Source organism: Lysinibacillus halotolerans (assembly GCF_003711845.1).
In the GTDB taxonomy this organism is placed as follows: Bacteria; Bacillota; Bacilli; order Bacillales_A; family Planococcaceae; genus Ureibacillus; species Ureibacillus halotolerans.
Window position 1 is genome coordinate 263223 of record NZ_RHLQ01000001.1, and the last position, 17483, is coordinate 280705.

At 32.0% G+C, this 17483-nt stretch carries 11 protein-coding genes and 1 pseudogene; 11 read left to right on the forward strand and 1 reads right to left on the reverse strand.

Going from position 1 to position 17483, the window contains the following annotated elements; translation table 11 throughout:
• Positions 1-105: 105 nt before the first annotated feature.
• Together EC501_RS01260 and EC501_RS01265 are read left to right on the forward strand one after the other, a co-directional pair.
• Entirely contained in the window at positions 106-825 is a 720-nt protein-coding gene (locus EC501_RS01260; RefSeq protein WP_122970464.1) for a WecB/TagA/CpsF family glycosyltransferase, read from the forward strand.
• A gap of 162 nt (positions 826-987) precedes the next feature.
• Positions 988-2067: an acyltransferase gene (locus EC501_RS01265; RefSeq protein WP_122970465.1), complete on the forward strand. Its 1080-nt coding sequence runs from the start codon at positions 988-990 to the stop codon at positions 2065-2067.
• A 79-nt stretch (positions 2068-2146) separates the two neighbouring features.
• On the opposite strand, the gene EC501_RS01270 is transcribed toward EC501_RS01265, so the two are convergent.
• The gene (locus EC501_RS01270; protein ID WP_241559242.1) at positions 2147-5113 is read right to left on the reverse strand and encodes an N-acetylglucosaminidase; all 2967 of its coding nucleotides are present in this window, start codon (positions 5111-5113) and stop codon (positions 2147-2149) included.
• A gap of 394 nt (positions 5114-5507) precedes the next feature.
• Here EC501_RS01270 and galE point away from each other — a divergent pair, with 394 nt between their 5' ends.
• The 9 genes and pseudogenes from galE to EC501_RS01315 all read left to right on the forward strand — a co-directional run bounded on the left by galE (position 5508) and on the right by EC501_RS01315 (position 17408).
• Positions 5508-6524 (forward strand): UDP-glucose 4-epimerase GalE, encoded by a 1017-nt coding sequence (galE, locus tag EC501_RS01275; RefSeq protein WP_122970466.1) that lies wholly within the window; start codon positions 5508-5510, stop codon positions 6522-6524.
• A 38-nt stretch (positions 6525-6562) separates the two neighbouring features.
• Positions 6563-7357 carry an ABC transporter permease gene (locus EC501_RS01280; RefSeq protein WP_122970467.1) on the forward strand — a complete coding sequence of 265 codons (795 nt, stop codon included), beginning with the start codon at positions 6563-6565 and terminating at the stop codon, positions 7355-7357.
• Between the two features lie 26 nt (positions 7358-7383).
• Entirely contained in the window at positions 7384-9000 is a 1617-nt protein-coding gene (locus EC501_RS01285) for an ABC transporter ATP-binding protein (RefSeq protein ID WP_158599650.1), read from the forward strand.
• A 40-nt stretch (positions 9001-9040) separates the two neighbouring features.
• Positions 9041-10210, forward strand: a complete 1170-nt coding sequence (locus tag EC501_RS01290) for a glycosyltransferase (RefSeq protein WP_158599651.1) — start codon at positions 9041-9043, stop codon at positions 10208-10210.
• The gene (locus EC501_RS01295; RefSeq protein WP_122970470.1) at positions 10203-12869 is read left to right on the forward strand and encodes a bifunctional glycosyltransferase/CDP-glycerol:glycerophosphate glycerophosphotransferase; all 2667 of its coding nucleotides are present in this window, start codon (positions 10203-10205) and stop codon (positions 12867-12869) included. The genes EC501_RS01290 and EC501_RS01295 overlap by 8 nt, the downstream gene beginning before the upstream one ends.
• 76 nt (positions 12870-12945) lie before the next feature.
• Positions 12946-14487 (forward strand): glycosyltransferase family 2 protein, encoded by a 1542-nt coding sequence (locus tag EC501_RS01300; RefSeq protein WP_122970471.1) that lies wholly within the window; start codon positions 12946-12948, stop codon positions 14485-14487.
• Between the two features lie 120 nt (positions 14488-14607).
• Positions 14608-15684, forward strand: a complete 1077-nt coding sequence (locus tag EC501_RS01305; protein WP_158599652.1) for a CDP-glycerol glycerophosphotransferase family protein — start codon at positions 14608-14610, stop codon at positions 15682-15684.
• Positions 15685-15739: 55 nt separating this feature from the next.
• Positions 15740-16927: pseudogene (locus tag EC501_RS01310) on the forward strand (CDP-glycerol glycerophosphotransferase family protein); the annotation flags it as partial.
• A gap of 124 nt (positions 16928-17051) precedes the next feature.
• Complete coding sequence (locus EC501_RS01315) at positions 17052-17408, forward strand: hypothetical protein (protein ID WP_122970474.1); 357 nt, start codon at positions 17052-17054, stop codon at positions 17406-17408.
• The last annotated feature ends 75 nt before the right edge of the window (positions 17409-17483 follow it).

Here is a 17483-nt window from a genome sequence, read left to right on the forward strand (position 1 = left end):
ATACACAATTTAATCATTCATTTACTAATGTAAGTGATTAATAATGAATCCATTTTCAATTGAAAATTCGTTTTGGACTGTTATTTAGAAAATGGGAGGACAAATATGTCAACAGTAAAAATTCAAAATGTAAATTTCCATAATAATAGTATGGGTGAATTCATCGATATTTTTGATAATAGAATACAAGAACAGGAGAAAACATTTGTTGTAACAGCTAATCCAGAACTTGTTTCATTAGCAAATAAAGATCCTAAATATTATAGAACGTTAAATCATGCTGACTTCGTATTAGCCGATGGAATCGGTGTTGTAATTGCGTCAAAAATTATTAATGAGCCTTTAAAAGAACGAGTTGCAGGTTTTGATATAATGGGCGAACTATTAAAAAAAGCGGAAAAAGAAAATTTAAAAGTTTTCTTACTTGGGGCAAAGGACACAACAATTGAAAAAGCGTATGTGAATATTCAAAAGAAACATCCAAATTTAAATATTGTCGGGAAACAACATGGTTATATTGATATTAATGACGAAGAAATTGTCAACAAAATGGTGGAACTTGAACCTGATTTAATATTTGTAGGTCTAGGTTTTCCTAAACAAGAATTTTGGATTGAAAAACATATCGACAAATTTAAAAAAGGTTTATTTATGGGAGTTGGAGGAAGTTTCGATGTGTGGGCTGGGGAAGTGAAAAGGGCACCACAAACATGGATTGACCTTCATTTAGAATGGTTATATCGACTAATTCAACAACCTACACGATTTAAAAGAATGTTAGTATTACCCCAATTTTTGTTTAAAGTAATATTTGAAAGAAAATAATATTATATTTTAGCGTATTTTATACAAAAAGTATAAAATACGTTTTTTTATTAGAAAAAAAGGATAAGTATGCAGAAAAAAATGTATTCATGGCTTAAAAATAATTTTTGTATTGTACATTTTTAATTTTCTGATATAATTCTTCCTTGGAGGAAATTTACAATGAAAAACGAAAACAAACCTATAAGAGAATCGAATTTTGAATTATTAAGAATTGTATCCATGTTTATGATTATGATCTTACACATTGGAACCCATGGTATTCAAAAATATATAGATACGTCAACGTTATCTAGTTTTAATGAAATGTTATACCATTTTTTACGCTCACTATCGATTATTGCTGTTAATATTTATGTCTTAATTAGTGCGTATTTTCTATCACAATCAACTTTTAAGTTGAAAAAACTTGTATTGTTGTTTGTTGAAACAAGCTTTTTCTTTACGTTAATTTTTGCAATAACAAGTATTTTTGGTTACCCAGACTTTAATATGACTAGTTTAAAAGAATCCCTTTTTGCAGTAATATTTGGTAAGTACTGGTTTGTTACAGCCTATTTTGTTCTTTTTGCCTTATCCCCATATTTAAACAAACTGTTAAATACTATAAGTAAAAAAGAACATCTTAATTTGATTGTTATTACAACACTAATTTGTTGTGCTTGGCAATTTTACTATGCTAACTCCTCAATAGGGATAGGAAAGGGATATGGTGTACCTTTTTTTATTTATCTTTATATTGTGGGCGCTTACATTAGAAACTATCAATTTATTTTAAAAGATCTCAATAAAAATTTGTATTTAATATCCTACTTAGTACTAGCTATTGTTAATACAATGATTGTAATGAGTGCTGCAAATACTGAAGGAGATATTGGGAGATGGTATAATTATAATTCGCCGATTGTATTAATCATGTCCTATGCTTTATTCCAATACTTTAGAAAAACTCAAATTAAATCAGCTGTCATCAACACTATTTCTAAGTATGTATTTGGTATTTATTTATTGCACGAGCATACGAATATGAGAAGTTTTTTATGGATTGATTCGGGTGTAGTTGAAAAAATAACAAATTTAAATAATTACATGTTTATAATTTATACTTTAGAATATAGTATTATAGTTTTCATAAGTTGTTGGATAGGTTCGTATATTATTAGTAAAGTATTCTCATTTATTATGAGTAACGTAGACAAAGTTTTATTATTTATAAAGGGTAAAATGAAAATGGCAGTGTGATATTTGAATGGTTTATTTTCATTTTAAAATGGAAAACACTTTGAAACGATGAAGTTCATCATTTCAAAGTGTTTTTAATTTATTTATACGTTGGAATGTCAAAGTATAGAGTATATGAATCTAATTGTCTATAAATATTATAGATCGAGTCAATTTGTTTTACTGCCCAACCAATATCTGTTGCATATTGATGGCTAGCACCACCGTAGCGGGACATGTATTCTGGATTCCATCGCATTTTATATAGGGTATTTTGATTATTTGAACTGTGAATATACTGTTCTGCAATGAATTTTGCTCCTTCTACGATTGCTATATAAGGAGTTGTCCATCCATGCTCATATGCATATTTTGCACCTGAAGTAAGGGCGGTACCATCATATGCACCGATTCCATACATGTTATAAACAGTAACACCATTGTAACTATAACCTTTCGCTAATGGAGATGTACCTTGACCTGTTTCTAACAACGCATGGGATAGTAAATAAATTTCATTTACATTGTATTTTTTACCCGCATCAATAAATGCTTGCCCCATATTATTAAGCGTTCCCTTACCGGAAAGAAATGTATTTAATACGGATGCTGAAACACTACTTGATTTGGATAAATCTAAAAATTGGAATCTTAGCTTTTCATCGTTAACAAAGTTCTTCGGATTTAAATAATAACTTACATCTGAACTTGTTGCATTTCGCCAAGTAGTATATTGAATTTTTAACCATTCATTGCCAACATCTAACACAATTAAACTAGTACCTTTACTTACCGTATCATAGATATGGCTTTCATAGCTTCCTGAATCACGTACATATAATGCACTTTCTGTCACAGCAGATGTGATATTTACTAAAGTACTATGAACATACAATGTTTTACTATTGTATTGAATTTTGTACCATTTAGTACTGCCGTTGAAAGAATCACCTTGAACAGTTCCGATAATTCTAAATGTTGTTCCACTACTAATTGTTGTACTAACGTTTGAATTATCTTTTAAACTTGCGGATGTTCTTAAGTTTACATTTGCATTTACCGTGCCGGTAATATTTACAGAATCTGTACTTACATAGGCAGGTTCGTTACGATACTTATCAGTTTGAGGATTTGCTTTCATTTGAATAGCTAATGCTTCAGATAATGTTAAAGAATAATTTGTATTATTTTGATACGTTGTATTAACATTATAAGCTTGAATCCAAACTTTTTGGCCATTTTCTAAATAACCGCGATACCAAATAGCATCGCCGACTTTTTCCGTTAAGTTTACTTCAAATAGTTGTCCTTTAAAGGAAGAAAGGTCTTTATAAATGGCATCTTGACCAGCACCCCAAGCGTGGGCATATGCCCATCCTGTACCTTTTAAGTAGAAGTTTTTAACGTTGTGATCAACTGCTACATGATTTTGAGCCCACATATCACTAGCTTTTACCCATCCGATAACACCTGTCGTGCTACTAGCGACTGTACTAATTAAATAGTAAAGCGTTCCATTATAGGTAGCTTGTTTTTTAATATAGAAAACTTTATCTGTATACTTAGTACCAGCTGTAAAAGCAGTTCTACCGACGCCGAGAGTCGGATAAATATTAGCTGATGTAGTTAAAACTCGCCCAAGTTTACTTGTACTAGTTTCTTTAATTGGTTGTGTGGATGTTACATTATAGGCTTGAATCCAAACTTTTTGACCATTTTCTAAATAACCACGGTACCAAATGGCATCGCCAACTTTTTCAGTTAAATTAACGGTAAACTTTTGGTTTTTAAATTCCGTTAAATCTTTATAAATCGTATCTTGACCAGCACCCCAAGCATGGGCATATGCCCAACCGGATCCTTTTAAATAGAAAGTTTTGGAATTATGATCTACCGCTACATGGTTTTGAGCCCACATGTCATTTGCTTTTACCCAACCGATAACACCTGTCGTGCTACTAGCAATTGTACTAATTAAATAGTAAAGCGTACCATTATATGTAGCTTGCTTTTTAATATAGAAAACTTTATCCGTATATTTAGTACCAGCTGTAAAAGCAGTTTTACCAACACCAAGTGTAGGATAAATATTAGCTGATGTATTTAAAATACGCCCTAATTTACTAGTGGCACTTTCACTATTCGTAACTTTAGTTGTTACATTATAGGCTTGAATCCAAACCTTTTGACCATTTTCTAAATAACCACGGTACCAAATGGCATCACCAACTTTTTCAGTTAAATTAACGGTGAACTTTTGGTTTTTAAAATCCGATAAATCTTTATAAATGGTATCTTGGCCAGCACCCCAAGCATGGGCATAAGCCCAACCAGATCCTTTTAAGTAAAAGGTTTTGGATTTGTGATCGACAGCCACATGGTTTTGTGCCCACATGTCACTAGCTTTTACCCATCCGATAACACCTGTCGTGCTACTAGCAACTGTACTAATTAAATAGTAAAGTGTCTTATTATATGTAGCTTGCTTTTTAATATAGAAAACTTTATCCGTGTATTTAGTTCCAGCTGCAAAAGCTGTTTGATCGTTACCGATTGTAGGATAAATTTTTGCAGTAGTCGTTAAAATACGACCTAGTTTACTTGTAGTACTTTCAGTTACTTGAGAAGCACTAAAAGTTTGAATACTAGTTGATTGAATGGTTGAATTAACATCCGTTTTACTCTCAATCTCTTTAGTTGTCTCTTCTTTAGTAGGTTCTTCTACTACTGGGGCTTCTACATTGTTTGTAGTTTCGTCATTAGTAGTTTCGGGAGTCGTTGGATTATTAATCTCCTGATTTTCTGTTTGAGGATTTTCTATTTCGGTTGTTGGTTCTGTTTTAGGTTCTTCCTCAACTTTTTCAACATCATTTTTAGGTTCTACCGTTGTATCAGAACCATCGGATTCAGAAACATCCGCCACATCTTCAATACTTACATCGCTATTTTGGTCACTAATACTATTACTTGATTCTGTATTAGATGATAGTGTTTCGGAAGCGAGCACATTATTAAAAGGAAATCCAAGTAATAATAGTGTCGTAAGTATAGTTAATACCTTCCTCATTTAAGTCCTCCTACATCAAATTACTAGATATTTTTTACTATTTTAATTTTTACAACATCACCTCACTATTTAACTATAATATCATGCAACAGTATCATTTGTAATAGTTTAATAATACTGTCAAATAAAAGTAACATAATAGAAATATTGTATTTTAGAGTAATATAATATGTGAGTTTCAGATGAAACTTTTCATACATACTTTTCGTTTAGGAACTAATATAAGATGGGTTGAATCAGCCTTTTAAAAAAGGTATTATAGATAGGTTCAAGGAAATTTAAGAGGATTTCCATATTAATGCTTATATTGTTGAAAGTATCTATTGTTATTTAACTTATACCTGCAATTGACTATTGGGTATAATAAATACATAAAAAGTGAGGGGAATCTTTTATGACAATCTTAGTTACAGGTGGCGCAGGCTATATTGGAAGTCATGCAGCTGTAGAACTATTAGGACACGGATATGAAATTGTTATAGTGGACAACTTATCAAATAGTCATATAGAGGCGGTAAATCGTATAAAAGAACTATCTGGGAAGGAATTTCCTTTTTATCAAATTGATTTAATGGATAGAGCATCTTTAGATGAAGTATTTAAGAAACATCAGTTTGAAGCTGTCATGCATTTTGCAGGATTAAAAGCTGTAGGCGAATCAGTTCAAATTCCATTGAAATATTACCAAAATAATATAACTGGAACACTTAACTTAGTGGAAGTAATGGCGGAAAACGACGTGAAAAAACTAGTTTTCAGTTCGTCGGCAACAGTTTACGGTTATCCTGAAACAGTTCCAATTGATGAGTCATTCCCGTTATCTGTTACAAATCCATATGGTCGTACAAAATTAATGGTAGAAGATATTTTAAGGGATTTACATCAATCGGATTCAACATGGAAAATCGCATTACTTCGATACTTTAATCCAATTGGTGCCCATGTAAGTGGTCGAATTGGAGAAAGTCCTGTTGGTATCCCTAATAATTTAATGCCTTATATTACCCAAGTAGCTATCGGAAGAAGAGAAAAGTTAAATGTGTATGGAAATGACTATAATACTTCCGATGGTACTGGCGTTCGTGATTATATTCATGTAGTGGATTTAGTGTTAGGTCATATTAAAGCGTTAGAATATCTAGATAAAAACGATGGTATTGAAACATTTAATCTTGGTACTGGAACTGGATATAGTGTACTTGAATTAGTTCATGCATTTGAAGCAGCAACTGGAAAGGACATCCCTTATGAAATTGTTGATCGTCGAGCGGGGGATGTAGCTATATGTTATGCTAATCCTGCTAAAGCCGAAAAATTACTAGGCTGGAAAGCAGAGAAGACTTTACAACAAATGTGTGAAGATTCTTGGAGATGGCAAGTGAATAATCCAGTTGGCTATGAAGATAAATAATTAACTGGAAAGAAGTTGCCCTTTAAAGGAGAAGTCTTATGTTCGATATATATAAACTAATGTGGGGAAAACGTAACCTGGTTCACACATTAGCACTTCAAGAAATGAAGAAAGAATACGCAGGAACATTATTAGGAGTTCTATGGGGATTAGTTAATCCCCTTTTGCGTATTGCTGTGTATTGGTTTGTATTTTCTATCGGTGCAAAAGTAGGGAAAAATGTAGATGGTGCACCTTTTATCGCATGGCTTGCTTGTGGATTAGTTGCTTGGTTTTTTATTAATGATGCCTTTCGGTTATCAAAAAATTCCTTCCGTTCAAAGCGAGGGCTTATAAAAAATACGCCATTTCCTATAGCCGTTTTGCCTGCTGTTAATGTCCTATACTCTTACTATATCCACCTCATTTTATTGGCTACTATTCTTGTAGTAATGGTGTTTTACTTGAAAACGATTTCTGTTTATTGGCTACAAATCCTTTACTTTGATTTTGCAGCCTTTATGTTATTAATCGGAATAGGATCTGTTACAGCGCCATTAGTAGCGGTAAGTAAAGATTTTGGTAAGTTAATTGATACAGTCCTAGTATTTTTATTTTGGATGACTCCAATCCTTTGGTCTGTTGATAATATTGAAGGTCCTTTAAAATTTTTAGTCCAATTAAATCCTTTCCACTACATTGTACAGGGATATAGAGACTCTATTTTCTTTAGTACTGGTTTTTGGGAGTACCCAGGTTATACGTTGTATTTTTGGGTATTTGTTTTTGTTTCATTTGTTTTAGGTAACTATTTGTATAAACGAATGAAACCAATATTCTTGGATTTAATGTAACTTTCTCCTTCGAGAGGTGGATTTTTGTGGAAATCGCAGTAAGTGTGAAAAATATAATAAAAAAATATAAATTATATGAAGATAAATGGGGGCCTGTGAAGGAAATCCTTTTGAAAAAAAATCTTCATAAAGAATTTTTAGCTTTAAACAATGTATCTTTAGACTTTCCGAAAGGAGAGTCTATCGGGGTTCTTGGGAAAAATGGCTCCGGTAAATCTACATTATTAAAAATAATTACTGGCATTACGGATCCAACTTCTGGTTCTGTTGAAGTAAATGGTTCTCTAGTTTTCCTAGATGTAAGCTCAGGTATTGACCCAGAGCTTAGTGGATATGAAAACATTTTTATGAAAGGAACCTTACTTGGATACACTAAAGAAGAAATGATGAGTAAAGTTGATGATATTATCGAGTTTTCAGAACTTGGAGAATTTATCAATCAACCAGTAAAAAATTATTCGTCTGGTATGCGTTCTAAACTTGGATTTGCTATTTCTGTTAACGTTGATCCAGATATTTTAATCGTTGATGAAGCATTAGCTGTTGGGGACTCGATGTTTAGACAAAAATGTATGGATAAAATGAATGAGTTTAAAGACTTAGGGAAAACGATCATTTTTGTCAGTCATGACCATAACGCAGTGGAATCCTTCTGTTCAAAAGCTGCTTGGATTCATGAAGGGAATTTAATTACTTACGGAGAATCCAAACAAGTTTCCTCTTACTATCATTCGTTTATGTCTGGTAGAAAAACAATGGAAGAAATTAAAATGGAGTTAAATTATCATCATTCCCTTGAAACAGCTGAATTAAAGAATAACGCGGGGCAACTTTCCATCGAATTATCAGGCTATGTTTATAATGATGAAGAAAATCAAATTAAAGATTGGTATTTTGTTACCCAAAATGCACGTACGAAAGAAAAGAAAAAATACCTTTTAAATCGAATGGCTGATGGACAAGTAAAAGGGAAGTTTACCATTTCCCTCCCTATATTTGAAGATTTACTTTTCTATTCACCTGGACAGTTCACTTTTGAAGTGGGACATCTAAATAACGACGGGAAATTAGTTAGTTTCCCAATTTGGTCAGAAAATGTAGACTTTATATCTGAACCAGAAATAAATCATCAATTCAAATATGAATTACTAAATTATAACCAATCATTAATAATGAAAATTTTCAATATTGATAAGCTTGAAGAACAAGTAAATCGAATCTATTTTGAAGGAAATTATTTAATGATTGATGGTGTCGCTTTTGTTAGGGGTTATGAAACTCCGTCAGGTAATGAGGTGGATGGAGAACTTTATCTCGTTCATAAAGAGACTTTTGAATATAAAAACTTCCCAATCACTTTTAAAGCAACAGAAGAAATAACGGAAAACCAATCATTTAATCCATTGGGGAAAAATTATACCTATTCACGATTTATTTCGAAGGTTGATCTATCGGAATTGTCTGAAGGGGAGTATGAATGTAAAATTCGATATTCAATGAATCGGGATCCATTACATGTAATCATAAATCAAGTTTGGGCTTCGAAAAATGACCAATATGATTTAAATGAATATCAGGTAAACGATAAATCTATTCAAATTGTAACTAAATCAAAACATTTATATATAATTGTTTCAGCCTAATGGTGTAATGGAACATAGCATTATTCAGGAGTGTTTAATTTTGCAAAAGAAAAATATCGTCTTTGTTTTAAATGAATATAACGGGCATGGTGGTGCTCAACGTGTCGCTTCAATACTAGCGAATGATTTTGTTGCAGATGGTCATAATGTGAAAATTTTATCTATCAATGAACAACAAAATCAACCTAGTTATTTTAATGATCAAGTAGAAGTGAACGTATTACATGAAGATGGCTATAGAGCGCCTATGGAAAAAGCACTATTTCCCCATTTAAAATCATTTAAATTCAAAGTAGTTTCGAAAGAACTGAAACGAAGAAGACAATTGATAAAATCTAGATTGAAAGTAGAAAAGTTTTTTGACCAGTTTGGTGATGAAATGGTCTATGTTATTGTCATTCAAGTTTGGGGAATGCAATGGTTAGAAAACTTAATGTATAGAAAGAACATAAAAATCATTGGTCAAAGCCATGAAAGTTTTGCTGCAGCCTATAATTCCCATCGTTTTAAAAGAATACTAAAATATTATAAACAAACTGCAAAATTCCTTTTATTAACGGAAAAGGATGCAACTAAATTTGAAAGTCTTGGATTTACCAATGTTGGAGTATTACATAATCCTACAACATATAGAAAAAAACAAGATGCTAAAAAACTGTGGGAAAATAAAACATTTATTTCTGTAGGACGACTAATTGAAGATAAAGGAAATGATTTATTAATCGAAGCTTTTAATAAAGTGAAGGATCAACTGCCTGGATGGAAATTGGAAATTTACGGTGATGGTCCTGATCATAAAAATTTAAAGCTTTTAATTGATATTTATAACCTTCATGATCGAGTTTTCCTAAAAGGGCGTACAGAAAATGCTTTAGAAGTTTACGAACGAGCAAGTATATTGTTGCTTGGTTCAAAAGCGGAAGGCTTACCTATGACTTTAATTGAAGCCCAATCATGTAGTTTGCCTTGTATTTCGACGGATTGCGCACCTGGAATCAAGGAAATTATTAATGAATATGAAACGGGTTTACTTGCTACTGTTGGAGATGCAGATCAATTTTCACGCCATATGGTTCGTTTAGCAAAAGATTTTAATAAATATGAAGCCTATTCCAAAAATGCTTACATTGAGAGTCAAAAGTTTGAACGGAATTATATTAAACAACAGTGGTATGCACTATTTGATGAAGTAGGTGTTGAGCATGAGTAATTTTGAACAGAAACAAACACCAGAATTAACCGTTGTAGTTATCGCTTATAATAATGAATTATATGTAGAAGAAGCTTTAGAATCTTTATATCATCAGACTTTAAAAGACATCGAAGTAGTTGTGGTAAACGATTGTTCTAAAGATCGAACTGGTGAAATCATTGAAGAGTACATTGCAGATAAACCGAATTTTAGAGTGGTTCATTTAGAAACAAACAGTGGGGGATGTAATGTTCCACGGAATACAGGAATTCTTCATTCTGATTCGAAGTATGTCATGTTTTTAGATGGTGATGATTGGTACACGTCTAATGCTTGTGAAGTGATGCTAAATGCTGCAAAAAGAACAGGTTCGGATATCGTTGCTGGTCAAGTAATTCGTACGAACAATTATGAAACTTGGTATAAAAACCAAATATACTCTCGAGAAAGAACGAACATTAATGTTAGGGAATTTCCAGAGCTTATTTTTGACAGTTTATCTGTAAACAAAATTTATAAACGTGAATTTTTAGACCGTAACAATTTACGATTCCAGGAAGGCTTACATTATGAAGATGTATTGTTTACAGGACAGGCGTACTTTTTAGCAAATTCAATTAGCATTATTCCTGTTCCAATTTACTATTGGCGTGTTGTTGAAAATGCAAAAGTGAAATCCATCACAAATCAACGACAAGATATTAAAAATTTTATTAATCGAATTAATTCCCATCGATTTTTAGATAAATTTATGATTGATAATGGCGATGCGATTTATTTATCCCATAAAAACAACAAATTCTTTAGACATGATTTACGGTTATATGTGAATGATTATCTTGATGTTGATGAAGATTACAAAGCACAATTCCATCAACTTATTCAAGAGTATTTACATGAAAATATTAATAAATATGAATTCATTAAGTTGGCTGAAGATTTAAGAATCATATGCTACTTATTATATTTAGGGGATCAAGCAGCCTTTGAAGACTACATTCATTATTTGCACGATCTACCAACGAAAGAATTAAGAATTACTCATAATGGTGATTTTTATTATTTTAAATCGGACATGGTACCTAAAGAAGATCAAAAGTTTTTAAAGGTGACTAACCCGAAATTTGAAATTGGAATTGACGATTTGCAACTATCAGAAAATAACTTGAAGTTCAATTCAAATGTCGATTTAAAATCCTTTGAAGATAAAGAAGTTGTATTGTATCAGTGGGAACTTCGTAATAAATCATTAAAGCATTCAATCTTTGGAAAAAATAAAGATGGTCGAATTGAATTTGATTTGCATAATCTTCTTCCAGGGAATTATTACTTCTATTTAACAATCAATTTTTTAGGCAAAGCAAAAGAAGTATTAGTGAAATACGATATGTTAAATAAAATGGAATACATAAAGGTTGAATCAAACAAGTATTCTATTTCAACTTTTGTTAATGAAAAAAATATGATTGGCATTAAAAATCGTCCTCACTCCGAATTAACGGATATATACTGGAAGACGAGGAAGAGACTAAGAAAGTTTAGAAGTAAACGAAATAAGAACAAAAAGAATAATGGATTATTAACTCGAGCCGTAAAAAAATTACTGTACAAATTACCTGTGAAGAAAAATTGGGTACTATTTGAAAGCCAAATGGGGAAACAATATAGTGATAATCCGAAATATATTTATGAGGAACTTAAAAATTCAAACAAAAATTATAAATATATTTGGTCTTGTGAAAACGTAAATGAGTTTCCAGTTGAAGGGAATGTCACAAAGGTAAAACGGGGCAGTTTAAAACATTATTATTATATGACCCGTTCAAAATATTGGGTTGATAATCAAGGGATATCGCACCTTGCTCCGAAGAAAAAGGAGCAAATTTATTTACAAACTTGGCATGGTACGCCATTAAAGAAAATGGGTGCCGATAAAGATAATGCAACACCTGCCGAAATGAAAAAATTACAATCTCAAACGAAAAATTGGAATTACTTTATTTCACCAAACCCATATAGTACGAAAATATTTAAAAAAGCATTTAAATATACGGGGAATGTATTAGAAACGGGATATCCAAGAAATGATCTATTAGTTCAGCAACCAGAACAAATTAAGAAAAAGGTAAAGAATCACTTTAATATTCCAGAAGGGAAGAAAGTCATTTTATATGCACCAACATTCAGAGACTGGAATGAAAATTCTTATTTTGATACATTGCGTGATATTAACAAATTAAGCAAAGAAATTAATGACGATACAATAGTTTTACTTCGACTTCATTACTTACTTGCTTCAAAAATTTCACAAATTCAATTGCCAGGTCATATTATTAATGCATCTTCCTATTCAGACATTCAGGAGTTATATTTAATAACTGATATTTTAATTACTGATTATTCATCTGTTATGTTTGACTATGCTGTACTAAAACGACCAATTATCTTCTATTGCTACGATTTAGATGAGTATTTATACTATAGAGGAATGTATTTCGACCTGAAAGAAGATGCACCTGGACCTATTTGCACGAATTTAGAGGAAGTGCTTCAGTTTATTCGCCAACCAGAACAGTTGGATGCGTATAAAAATAAATTAGAACAGTTCTCTAAAACATATTGCGGTATCGAAGATGGACAGGCATCGAAAAGGGTAATTGAACAAGTATTTAAATAAAACAATCTTGAAGAGGGTGTTTCGATTATTGAACACCCTCTTCTTATGAATTTACATTTAAAAATAGGGTGATTATATGGCTGAATTAATTTCGATCGTTGTTCCGGTTTATAACGCAGCACCTTTTTTACATAGTTGCTTACAGTCGATAAAAAAACAAACTTATCCATCTTTTGAAGTTATCATGATAAATGATGGCTCAACTGATGAAAGTGAATTCATATTATCGAAATATGCCCAAGAGGATTCCCGCTTCCTTTTATATAATCAAGAAAATCATGGGTTAGGGTATACAAGGAATAGAGGGATTTCTTTAAGTACCGGAAAATATATTTATTTTTTAGATTCTGATGATGAGCTTCCTAAAAATGCGTTACAGTCATTGATAGATGAAATCGTTAAGTATGATGCTGAGTTCGCAGTAGGAAAAGTGCTTCGTTATAATGAAGAACGAAAATATGTACCAATACGTCATTTAGAATTTAACTTATATCATTCAAAAGAGGTAACGAATTTAAAAGATAAACCTGAACTTTTACAAGACAGCATTGCTTGTAATAAGCTTTGGAAAAAAGATTTTTTAGTAGCGCATCAATTGTTATTTTCGGTAGGGAAATATTATGAAGATTTAAATTTTACTCTTAAAGCAGCTGTGTTAGCGAATAAAATAGCTATTACTACGGAAAATGTCTATTATTGGCGTGTTCGAAATGAGGAAAGTGCTTCATCCATTACGCAACAGCAAATGAAACTAAAAAATACATTGGACCGCCTTGATGCATTGGAGGAAAACCGCTTATGGTTAGAAAAAATCAATGCAGCACAGTCCATTGTTGAAGAGAATCATTTAAAAAGTTTATTAGATGTCGTAAGATTACATGCCATAAAATATACATTGACTGATTACGCTGAAAGAAAACAGTGGGAAGAAAGGGTTTATTCGTTTCTTCATAAAATTCCACCGAAAATTGCTAATCGGTTACCAAAAAAAGAAAAAATTATTTATGATATGATTATGAGTAAGTCGTTTAAGGAACTAGAATTGTTTTCACAAGTTTTCACAAATAGCGAAACAAATCCACTTGTAAAGCAAATCAACAATACTTTTATTGTTCCGATTGGTAATACGAAATATGATATTACATCGGAGCTTAAACCAACAATGATTGTGACATCAATAAATTATGCAAACCAATGGAATATGGAAGGGAAATTAACGATTCCAAAGGCATCTAGTGAAATTCAAGGTCATGTTTATGCATTAGGAAGAAAAAGTAAAAGGGAATCCGTTGTTGGTCAATTAAAATATTTACCGGATTCTGATCGTCATAATGTTTATCCCTTTGAGGAGCAACGTTTTATGTTCCAACTGAATTCGGATGAATTCGCTGGGGAAGATACTTACGATTTTTATTTTAAATTAGATGGGAACGAGAAAGTTCAAAAACCTGCAAGAATTCGAATAATCCATACAGTTAACAACAGTTCTAGTGTTGTCATGAATGGTAAAAGCTTTACTTTATATCGAACAGTTCAAGGAAACTTAAGTCTAACAGTCAATAAAAATTCCTTCCTGAAGGAATCGGTTAAAAAAGTACTTCGTTTTATGAAAAAGTAATGAAAAATATAAAAAGTGATTTGACGATAAATGATGAGAGAATTAATAATTTCAATATATTTGTTTTTCTATAAATGTAGTTTTGCGATTTTTAAACTTTGCCGCCAAAAGAATAAAATTGTGTTAATTGCAAGCTTTAAAGATAATCATCAGTATATTTATAAAGAGTTGAAAAGGGTAGGGTTTTCAGGGGAAATCATATTTCTTTGTAAAAAAAGCTGTTACGAAAGTTTAATGACTTCTACAAATGGACCTGTTTATTTGATTGAATCAGGGAAATTACTCCACGAGTTAAAAGCCGCTTATCATTTAATGACAGCTAAAACCGTCGTTGTAGATAATTATTATGGCTTTTTAGCCGTGGCTGATTTCCGTGATAATGTAGAATGTATTCAAATATGGCATGCTGCGGGTGCAGTAAAAAACTTTGGCTTCCTTGATCCAACCGTACAAAACCGTAGTGATCGTGAAAAGAAACGGATTTTATCAGTATACAAAAGATTCCATAAAGTTGTTGTGAATTCACAAAAATTCGCTGATATTTTTAAAGAAGCGTTTCAGTTGAAGGGGGATCAGTTCTTACCATTAGGGTATCCGCGTACTGATTTCTTCTTTCAGAAGGCTCGGCATAAAAGGGTAAGTGAAAAGTTTTATGCTAAGTACCCACATTTTAAAGGGAAAAAAATTATTTTATATGCTCCAACATACCGTCCAAATGCGGAGGCAAATCAGTTGAAGCTAGATATTAAGAAGCTTGCAAGTCAATTACAGGAAGATTATGTTTTATTGATTCGCATGCATCCGTCAGTAAATTTAACAGTGCTTGATACAATTGGACGGGAAAATTTTGTGTATGATTTTTCAAGAGAGGCAACAATTAATCAATTATTAATAGTAGCTGATTATTTAATTACTGATTATTCTTCCATTCCTTTCGAATTTGCATTTTTGAAAAAACCGATGATTTTCTATCCTTATGATTTGCAAAATTATATGGAAAATCCAGGATTGTGGGACAAGTATGAAAATATTGTACCTGGACCAATTGCTTATAATACAAAAGAAATTATTGAATTAATCGAATCGTATCCTTTCCACGAAGGGATGTATGAGGCATTTAATGAGAAATGGAATGAATATTCAGATGGAATTTCTACACAAAAATTAGTGCAGTATATATTGCAAAGGCATATCTAGATTACCTCGTAGCAATGTTGAAACGAGAGTTTAGTAAAAAGAAGGTTTTTTTATGAAGCAACTTTTAAAAAAAGTCAAAGGTTCATCATTAATTAAAAGTTTATATAAGTTAGTTTTCCAATTTGTCGGGTTGTTACCTGCAAAGAAAAAAAGAATTATTTTTGAAAGTTTTTTAGGTAAACAATACAGTGATAATCCACGAGCTATCTATGAGTATATTAAAGAAACGTATCCTGATTATGAATTGTACTGGAGTGTTGATCCAAGATTTATGCATAATTTCCGAGAGAAAGATGTCACAATAGTCCCTCGGTTTTCAGTAAAATGGCTTTTAGTGATGGCTACGGCAAAATATTGGATTTCTAATAGCCGGATGCCTGCTTGGATTCCAAAACCAAAACATACGACCTATTTACAAACGTGGCATGGGACGCCATTAAAAAAACTAGGTGTTGATATTGAAGAAGTACATATGCCTGGTACTGATACAGAGAAGTATAAACAAAACTTTACAAACGAAAGTGCCAATTGGGATTATTTAATCTCACCAAATCGGTATTCGACTGAAATTTTCCGTCGCGCATTTGCTTTTAAAGGGAAGATGGTAGAATCGGGATATCCGCGAAATGACTTTTTATATACAGCAAACAATGAAAAAGATATTTGGGATTTGAAGAAACGTTATGGCTTACCAACTGCTAAAAAGATCATATTATATGCACCTACGTGGCGGGATGATCAATTTTATGAAAAGGGAAAATACAAATTCGATTTAGAATTAGATTTAGCCCGTTTAAAAGAAGCGTTAGGTGATGAGTACATTATCTTACTACGTCTCCATTATTTAGTTGCATCGAAATTGGAACTATCAGGTTATGAAGGGTTCGTATATGATTTTTCACAACACGAAGATATTCGAGAGCTTTATATGATGTCGGATTTATTAATTACTGACTATTCTTCGGTTTTCTTTGACTTTGCGAACTTGAAACGACCGATGATTTTCTTTGTATATGATATAGACGATTATCGAGATCGTTTGCGCGGTTTCTATTTCGATTTTGAGAAAAAGGCGCCAGGTCCACTCGTGAAAACGACTGAAGAAGTTATCTCAGAAATTCAAAAATTCGATGCTAATGGATTTGCCTTACCACCGAATTTTGATGAGTTTTATAACCGTTTTTGTGAATGGGAAGATGGCCATGCTTCCAAACGAGTTGTAGATGAAGTGATAAAACCTTAAATGTAAAAGAGACTGATGACATTTGATCAGTCTCTTTTTTTATGCTTTCACTATGACGTTAAGTTAAAGATGAGTTATCATAACTATTATGAAAGTTATCCTATGAGGAAAGAGGGTCTTTCCATTGCATGATATTATCGATTTCATTTCTATTAAACAAAAGAAGAACAATGAGAAATTACATAGGATGTTTCGTAAGGCCAATTCCTTGCAAGATGCTGAGAAAATTGACAAATTAGTAACTGATAAAACCCTTGTTTTGCAGGATCATAAGCTTTTCTTAGCATTTTTAAAATATTTAGAAGGAAAAGATATGAACCCTGAAACTGTTTTTAAAGATGTTTTACAACTACCGAAACATCAGTTTGAAGAGCGCTATCGAATGAATTGGCAGTCCGTGGTCCAATTGTGCTTTACCTTCCTTGCCATTTTAAAAGAAAATAATCCGGAACAATATATTGATTTTATTCAATCGAATTAAGGCAAGTTTGGACAAATGATATTTTGAAATTGAAAACTTCAATTATAGCCGAAGAAATGCATCTTTTTAACTTTT

Bases quoted from the DNA above. Each gene is read 5' to 3' on its own strand.
- EC501_RS01260 (WP_122970464.1), top strand. From the start codon at position 106: ATGTCAACAGTAAAAATTCAAAATGTAAATTTCCATAATAATAGTATG.
- EC501_RS01265 (WP_122970465.1), top strand. From the start codon at position 988: ATGAAAAACGAAAACAAACCTATAAGAGAATCGAATTTTGAATTATTA.
- EC501_RS01270 (WP_241559242.1), bottom strand. From the start codon at position 5,113: ATGAGGAAGGTATTAACTATACTTACGACACTATTATTACTTGGATTT.
- galE (WP_122970466.1), top strand. From the start codon at position 5,508: ATGACAATCTTAGTTACAGGTGGCGCAGGCTATATTGGAAGTCATGCA.
- EC501_RS01280 (WP_122970467.1), top strand. From the start codon at position 6,563: ATGTTCGATATATATAAACTAATGTGGGGAAAACGTAACCTGGTTCAC.
- EC501_RS01295 (WP_122970470.1), top strand. From the start codon at position 10,203: ATGAGTAATTTTGAACAGAAACAAACACCAGAATTAACCGTTGTAGTT.
- EC501_RS01300 (WP_122970471.1), top strand. From the start codon at position 12,946: ATGGCTGAATTAATTTCGATCGTTGTTCCGGTTTATAACGCAGCACCT.